Raw genomic sequence first — 6,248 nt, forward strand, 5'->3', positions numbered from 1 at the left:
GCCGATCAGCATCGGCTCGATGGCGAGCACCATCCCGTGCCGCAGCGGCATCCCGCGACCGGGGCGCCCCTCGTTGGGGACGGACGGGTCCTCGTGCATCCTGCGCCCGATGCCGTGGCCCCCGTACCCCTCCATGATGCCGTAGCCGGCACCCCGGCACACCGTGCCGACGGCATGGGCGATGTCGCCGATCCGGTTGCCGACGACCGCCGCGGCGATGCCCGCGTCCAGGGCCGCGAAGGCGGTGTCGATCAGCCGGGTGTCGTCGGGGCGGGCCCGGCCGACGGTGAAGCTGACGGCGGAGTCGCCCGCCCAGCCGTCGAGCAGGGCACCCGCGTCGATGCTCACCAGGTCGCCGTCGCGCAGCCGGTAGTCGTCGGGGATGCCGTGCACGATCGCGTCGTTGACGGACGCGCAGATGACCGCGGGGAACGGGGTGGGCGCGAAGTGCGGCCGGTAGTGGAGGAACGGCGAGGTGGCGCCCGCCGCCCGCAGCACCTCGCGCGCCACGGCGTCGAGTTCCCGCAGCGAGACGCCGACCGCGGCCGCCTCCCGGGCGGCGGTCAGGATCTGGGCGACGACCCGGCCGGCCTCGCGCATCGCGTCGATGGATGTGTCTGTCTTGAGTTGCACCATGCCAATTATTATACCGGTCGAAGCGGTATTAGAATGACGGCATGGTACGGACTCCCCTGACCCCGGAAGAACGCGCCCGCGGCGAACGGCTCGGCGAACTGCTGCGCCGGGCACGCGGCCCGCGCAGCATGGTCGCGGTCGCCGCGAGCGCCGGAATCTCCCCCGAGACGCTCCGCAAGATCGAGACGGGCCGCGCCCCGACCCCCGCCTTCTTCACCGTCGCGGCACTGGCGGGCGCCCTCGGCCTGTCCCTGGACGAGGTGCTCGCCCGGTGCGCGACGGAGGCGGCGGACGAGGAGCCGTCACCGGAGGCGCTGCCGCTCATCGCGTAGGGCGGGTAGGGTCGCGCCCGTGACCCTCCAGGACTTCGCCCGCAGCGAGTACGTCAGCCTGACCACCTACCGCAAGGACGGCACCCCCGTCGCCACGCCCGTCTGGGCCGCGGCCGACGGGGACGTGCTGTACGTCTGGACCCGGTCCGACTCCTGGAAGGTCAAGCGGCTGCGCAACGACAGCCGGGTCCGCGTCACCGTCTGCGACGTGCGCGGCCGGATCGCCGAAGGCGCGCCGAGCGCCGAGGGGACGGCGCGGCTGCTCGACGGGGCGGGGACGGCGGCGGTACGCAAGGCGCTCGGGCGCAAGTACACCTGGAAGTTCTACCTGGTGGACGTGCCCGCCATGGTCGTACGCCTCGGCAAGCGGCCCCACACGGGCATCGCCGTCACCTTCTGAGCGCCTCGGCTCAGCAGGGGTCGCGCCACACGTCGAGGTCGAGTCGCTTGCGCATCGAGGACAGCCGCAGCGCACGCGACTCGGCGCAGAAGTCCTCGGTGGGTACCTCGTACTCGACGTGGAAGACCGCCTTGCCCGCCGCGGTGAAGGGCTTCAGCCGCTCGCACTCGTCGTACTGCGCGCACTCCTCGTTCACCGCGAAGTCGAAGTCCCCGACCAGCTGCGGGATCTGGGCCAGGTCGTTCTTCAGGCCGACGGACAGCCCCCGCTCGTGGGCGACGTCCGCGATCATCCGGTTGTACGCCAGCTGGTCGGCCCCGGTGAGCGGGAAGCCGGTGTCGTTGGCGTAGCCCTCCAGCAGATCCGGTTCCACCGCGTCGAAGCCCTTGTCGCGGCACATCTGGATCCGGCGCTCCATGAGCGGGCGCAGTACGTCCAGCCGGCGGATGTCGAGCCAGCGCTCGCCGTCCCAGCCGTTGGGCTCGCCCCGCACGGACCGGGGGAAGGAGCCCTGGTCCGGGCGGAAGTCCTCCCAGGCGCCGGCGTTGAGGTAGCAGATCACCTTGCGCCCGTCGGCGTGCAGGCGCGCCACGTCGGCGGCGGAGTTCTCGAAGCCGTCGATGTCGTACACCGGCACGTCCACCGAGGCGTCCACCCTGCCGTCCAGCTGCCACTGCCAGGCCAGGCCCGGCCGGGGGCGCCACCTTCCCGCCGGGGAAGGGGCGGGGGAGCCGGGGGAGCGGACCGTGGGGGAGCCCGCCGGGGCGGAGGTCGCCTCGGCGCCGGGTTCCCGGGGCCCCCCGCTGCTCGTCCCCCCGCCGTCGTGCGGTGTCCCGGGGCTCGGCCGTGCGGACGCGGAGGGAGCCGGTCCGCCGTCCGCTTCCCGCCGCCCTGCGCCGTCCCCGGTGGAGCACCCGGCGAGGACCGCCGCCACGAGAGCGGCGGCCGTCAGCCCGCACGCCCGGCCCGGGCGCACCCGGGCCGTCATGCCGGCCCGCCCAGTGCGGGCGTCAACTCGGACCAGGGATTGGGGAGTTCGCCGGTGACCGGCCCCGACACCCCCGCACCCCGCTCCCGCGCGGTGCGGACGGCCAGCGGGATCAGTGCCGGGGGCACCCCGTAGACCAGGTGGCAGAAGCGGTCGGGCGGCTGCCGGACGGCCCACCGGGGCCGGCTGAAGGCCGACACATAGGTCGACCAGTGCCCCTCGAACGTCACGACGAGGTCGGCGGCGCGGAGATAGCCCGGAGCCGGGTGGACGCCCGGGTTCAGCGCCACCAGGGGGATCCCCGACCGTCTGATGCGCCGTACCAGCCGTCGGCAGGACGGCAGTTCGGCCGGGCCCGGGGGTGTCCGGTCGAGGAAGCAGCCGTCCGCCCCGTACCACTCCAGGTGCCGCGCGGCCTCTTCCACGACGTCGGACGGCGGGCGCTCGCCGTAGTCGGTGTCCACGTACCCGAACACGTGCGCACCGGCCGACCGCAGGGCGCGGGCGGCGGAGGCGAAGGCCGGGTCGGGGGCCGCCCCCGGGCCGCTCGCCGGATTCAGCACCACCCCGTACGTCCGGCCCGCGGCGGCGATCAGCCGGTGCCAGGCCCCGGGGTCCTCGGCGGGGTGGACGTAGAGGGGGACCAGGAAGTTCACGGGCTCCGCACCCCTTCCACCGGCGCGGGCAGCCGCGCCGTGGGCGGTGACACGGCCCCGTCCCCGGCCGCCCACAGCGCGGCCGACGAGTCGTCCAGGGAGTAGGACGGCCGCCACCCCAGGGCGGTGCCGGCCGCCGTGTTGTCGGAACACTGCCACGACACCCCCTCCGAGCGGGCGGAACCGCCCCCCTGCGCCACCTCCTCGATCCGCCCCCGGAATCCGGCGGCCCGGACCAGCGAGGCCACGAGCTCCCGCACCGCGACGGCCCGGCCCCCGCCGATGTTCAGGACACCGGGCAACGGGCCCGGTACGGTCGCCGCGAGGACCACCGCCCGCGCCACGTCGCGTACGTCCACGAAGTCCCGGTACGCCGACAGATCGCCGAGCCGGAGCACCGCGCCCGGGTCCCGGCCCGCCGCGCGCAGCAGAGATGTGTATAAGAGACAGGGATTGCCGACGCGCAGGACCACCGCGTCCAGCCCGGACGAGGTCACCGCGACCGTCCCCGCCAGCTTGGTCGCCCCGTACGGGGCGACGGGCCGGGTGGCCGCCGACTCCGTCACGCGGACCCCCTCGGCGCCCGGCCCGTACTCCGCGGCGGACCCCAGGTGCACGAGCCGCGCCCCGGGGGCCGCACGCCGCAGCGCGGCGCACAGCACGGCGGGGCCCCGGGCGTTGGTCTCGGCGAGCTCCACCGCGTCGCCGCCGACGGCACCCGCGCAGTTGACCACCGCGTCGGGTGCCGCCGACGCCAGGGTCCTCGCCAGCGCGTCGGCGCCGACGCGGGCCAGGTCGACGGCGAACTCCGCACCGGCCGAGCGGCCCGCGCGAAGGGTCACCGCGTCCGGCAGACGGGTCAGCGCCCCGGCGACGTGGCCGCCGAGATAGCCGGTGTGGCCGAGGACGAGAACACGCATGGTGAGGTCAGGCTCCCTTGAGCAGCATCGACTTGCGGCTGGTGAACTCCGCGTTCGCCTGGTCGTAGTCGTCCGGGCGCCCTATGTCCAGCCAGTACCCCTCGAACTCGTGTGTATAAGAGACAGCTCTCCAGCAGGTCCAGCACGAGTTCGTCGAAGCCCAGCGGCAGCCCCGGGGTGTAGGCGTCCAGGGTCGCCCGCGAGAGGCCGTAGACCCCCATGGAGACGCGGTAGTCCATGCTGGGCTTCTCGGTGAACGCGACGACCCGGCTCTGGTCGGTGGTCAGCACACCGAAGTCGATGTGCACCTTGCGGGCGTACGTGGCGATCGTCAGCGGGGCCCCCGAGGCGCGGTGCCGGCGCAGGACGTCGGCGTAGTCGAGATCGGTGAGGATGTCGCCGTTCATCACGAGGAACGACTCCGGAAGTCTCTCGCGCAGGGTGAGCAGGGGCCCCATCGTACCGAGCGGGCTCTCCTCGGTCGCGTAGTCGATGTCCAGACCCCACTGCGAGCCGTCGCCGACATAGGCGCGGATGATCTCCCCCAGATGTCCGATCGCGAGGGTGCAGCTGGTGAAACCGGCGCGGCGAGCTGCCGCAGCACGATCTCCAGGATCGCGTGCTGGTCACCGATGGGCACCAGGGGCTTGGGCAGCGCGGTGGTGTAGGGCCGCAGCCGCACGCCTTTGCCACCGGCCAGGATCACTACGTGCATGGGTTCCTCCATCGTCGACGTGGTGCGGGGTCGTGCCGGACGGGTCAGACGTTGTAGATGCCGGTCTTGTAGCGGGCCAGGTTGGCCGGGTCCCGGAAGAACGCGGCCGTGCGCGCGAGGCCCTCCTCCAGGTCGTGGGCGGGGGCCCACCCGGTGGTCTCCCGCAGCCGGGTCGCGTCGGCGACGAGCCGCATCACCTCGGAGGCCGCGGGCCGTACGCGCTCGGGGTCCTCCCGGACGTCCACCTCGGTGCCGGTCACCTTGCCGATCAGGGTGACCAGGTCCCCGACGGAGATCTCGCCGCCGGTCCCGGCGTTGAAGGTCCGGCCCACCACCTGCCCGGCGTCGGCCGTGCCGACGGCGAGGAACGCCCGCGCGGTGTCCCGGACATAGGTGAAGTCGCGGGTCGGCCGCAGGTCGCCGAGGGTGATCGTGCGCTCCCCGGCGGCGAGCTGTCCGATGACCGTCGGGATCACGGCCCGCATGGACTGCCTCGGCCCGAAGGTGTTGAACGGCCGCAGGGTCACCACCGGGGTGGAGAAGCTGGCGTGGTAGCTGTCGGCCAGCCGGTCCGCGCCCGCCTTCGACGCGGCGTAGGGGGACTGGGTGTTGATGGGGTGGTCCTCGGTGATCGGCACGGTCCGCGCGGTGCCGTACGTCTCGCTGGTGGACGTGTGCACGAGCCGCGGGGTTCCCAGCGCGCGCACCGCCTCCAGGACGTTCAGCGTGCCGGTGATGTTGGTGTCCACGTAGCTGTGCGGCGCGCGGTAGCTGTACGGGATCGCGATGAGGGCCGCCAAGTGGTAGACGCAGTCCGCCCCTTCGGCGAAACCGCGCACCGACCCCGGGTCGCGTACGTCGCCCAGGACGATCTCGACCTCGGCGAGCACGTCCTCGGACAGGGTCTCCAGCCAGCCGTACGAGGAGAAGGAGTTGTACTGGGCCATGGCCCTCACCCGGTGCCCGGCGGCCACGAGGGTCTCGACGAGGTGCGAGCCGATGAATCCCTCGGCTCCGGTGACGGCGGCGAGCGGTGTGGAGGTCAACGTGGGTGTTCCTTACGTTGTCGGTGGGTTGGTTTCCGGTGACGCGTGGGAGCGGGAGGCCGGTGTTCGGCGCCGGTCGCGGTGGCCCGTCCCCGGGGACGCGGAGGGAGGTCAGGCGTGGGCCGAGGGCCGCCCCAGGGCACGCAGGGCCCACGCCCCCAGCACCGCCGCGGCCGTCCCGTGGCAGAGGGACAGGGCGAACAGGTCCCGCCCCGCCCCCGCCAGGGTGAGCGCCCCCACCGCCCCGGCCGCGGCGAGGCACACCACGGCCGGCGGCCAGGCCACCCCGAACGCCTGGAGGAGCAGCGCGGTCCACAGCGTCGCGGCGATCAGCAGCAGCACCGCCGGTTCGGCCCCGGTGAGCAGTGCGGCGGGGACCAGGGGCGCGAGGTAGGCGAGCAGGCAGAGCACGAGGATCCCGGCGGAGCGCAGCCGGAACCCCGCCGGGGTGGCCGTCGCCCGGAGGGCCGCCACGGACAGCCCCCGGTACCGGTACAGCAGCCACTCCGCGAGTCCCATACTCACCGTCAGCACCACCACCGCGTACGGCTGCTG

7 protein-coding genes and 2 pseudogenes are annotated in these 6,248 nt (G+C 73.8%); 2 read left to right on the forward strand and 7 right to left on the reverse strand.

All coding sequences use genetic code 11. The annotated features are described in order from the left end of the window. The coding region (gene map, locus IH13_RS0125565) for a type I methionyl aminopeptidase (RefSeq protein WP_031088249.1) at positions 1–636 on the reverse strand (636 nt) is incomplete at its 3' end. A 41-nt stretch (positions 637–677) separates the two neighbouring features. Between map and IH13_RS0125570 the strand changes: the two genes are divergently transcribed. Further along, positions 678–968 carry a helix-turn-helix domain-containing protein gene (locus IH13_RS0125570; RefSeq protein ID WP_031088251.1) on the forward strand — a complete coding sequence of 97 codons (291 nt, stop codon included), beginning with the start codon at positions 678–680 and terminating at the stop codon, positions 966–968. A 19-nt stretch (positions 969–987) separates the two neighbouring features. Beyond that, positions 988–1,368 (forward strand): PPOX class F420-dependent oxidoreductase, encoded by a 381-nt coding sequence (locus IH13_RS0125575; RefSeq protein WP_031088253.1) that lies wholly within the window; start codon positions 988–990, stop codon positions 1,366–1,368. 10 nt (positions 1,369–1,378) lie between these two features. On the opposite strand, the gene IH13_RS0125580 is transcribed toward IH13_RS0125575, so the two are convergent. From IH13_RS0125580 to IH13_RS0125605, 6 genes and pseudogenes are all read right to left on the reverse strand, one after another. Next, the gene (locus IH13_RS0125580; RefSeq protein ID WP_031088255.1) at positions 1,379–2,356 is read right to left on the reverse strand and encodes an endo alpha-1,4 polygalactosaminidase; all 978 of its coding nucleotides are present in this window, start codon (positions 2,354–2,356) and stop codon (positions 1,379–1,381) included. Further along, complete coding sequence (locus tag IH13_RS0125585) at positions 2,353–3,012, reverse strand: spherulation-specific family 4 protein (RefSeq protein ID WP_031088256.1); 660 nt, start codon at positions 3,010–3,012, stop codon at positions 2,353–2,355. Before IH13_RS0125585 ends, IH13_RS0125580 begins: the two co-directional genes overlap by 4 nt. Continuing rightward, positions 3,009–3,932 carry an NAD-dependent epimerase/dehydratase family protein gene (locus IH13_RS0125590; RefSeq protein ID WP_031088258.1) on the reverse strand — a complete coding sequence of 308 codons (924 nt, stop codon included), beginning with the start codon at positions 3,930–3,932 and terminating at the stop codon, positions 3,009–3,011. The genes IH13_RS0125585 and IH13_RS0125590 overlap by 4 nt, the downstream gene beginning before the upstream one ends. Before the next feature lie 7 nt (positions 3,933–3,939). Further along, a pseudogene (locus IH13_RS38365) lies at positions 3,940–4,647 on the reverse strand (nucleotidyltransferase family protein). A gap of 44 nt (positions 4,648–4,691) precedes the next feature. After that, complete coding sequence (locus IH13_RS0125600) at positions 4,692–5,693, reverse strand: SDR family NAD(P)-dependent oxidoreductase (RefSeq protein WP_031088260.1); 1,002 nt, start codon at positions 5,691–5,693, stop codon at positions 4,692–4,694. 111 nt (positions 5,694–5,804) lie between these two features. Then, positions 5,805–6,248, reverse strand: a pseudogene (locus IH13_RS0125605) (hypothetical protein); the annotation flags it as partial.

Source organism: Streptomyces sp. NRRL WC-3549 (assembly GCF_000721935.1).
Taxonomy (GTDB): domain Bacteria; phylum Actinomycetota; class Actinomycetes; order Streptomycetales; family Streptomycetaceae; genus Streptomyces.

Coding starts and splice junctions, on each gene's coding strand:
- IH13_RS0125570 (WP_031088251.1), top strand. CDS start 678: ATGGTACGGACTCCCCTGACCCCGGAAGAACGCGCCCGCGGCGAACGG.
- IH13_RS0125590 (WP_031088258.1), bottom strand. CDS start 3,932: ATGCGTGTTCTCGTCCTCGGCCACACCGGCTATCTCGGCGGCCACGTC.
- IH13_RS0125580 (WP_031088255.1), bottom strand. CDS start 2,356: ATGACGGCCCGGGTGCGCCCGGGCCGGGCGTGCGGGCTGACGGCCGCC.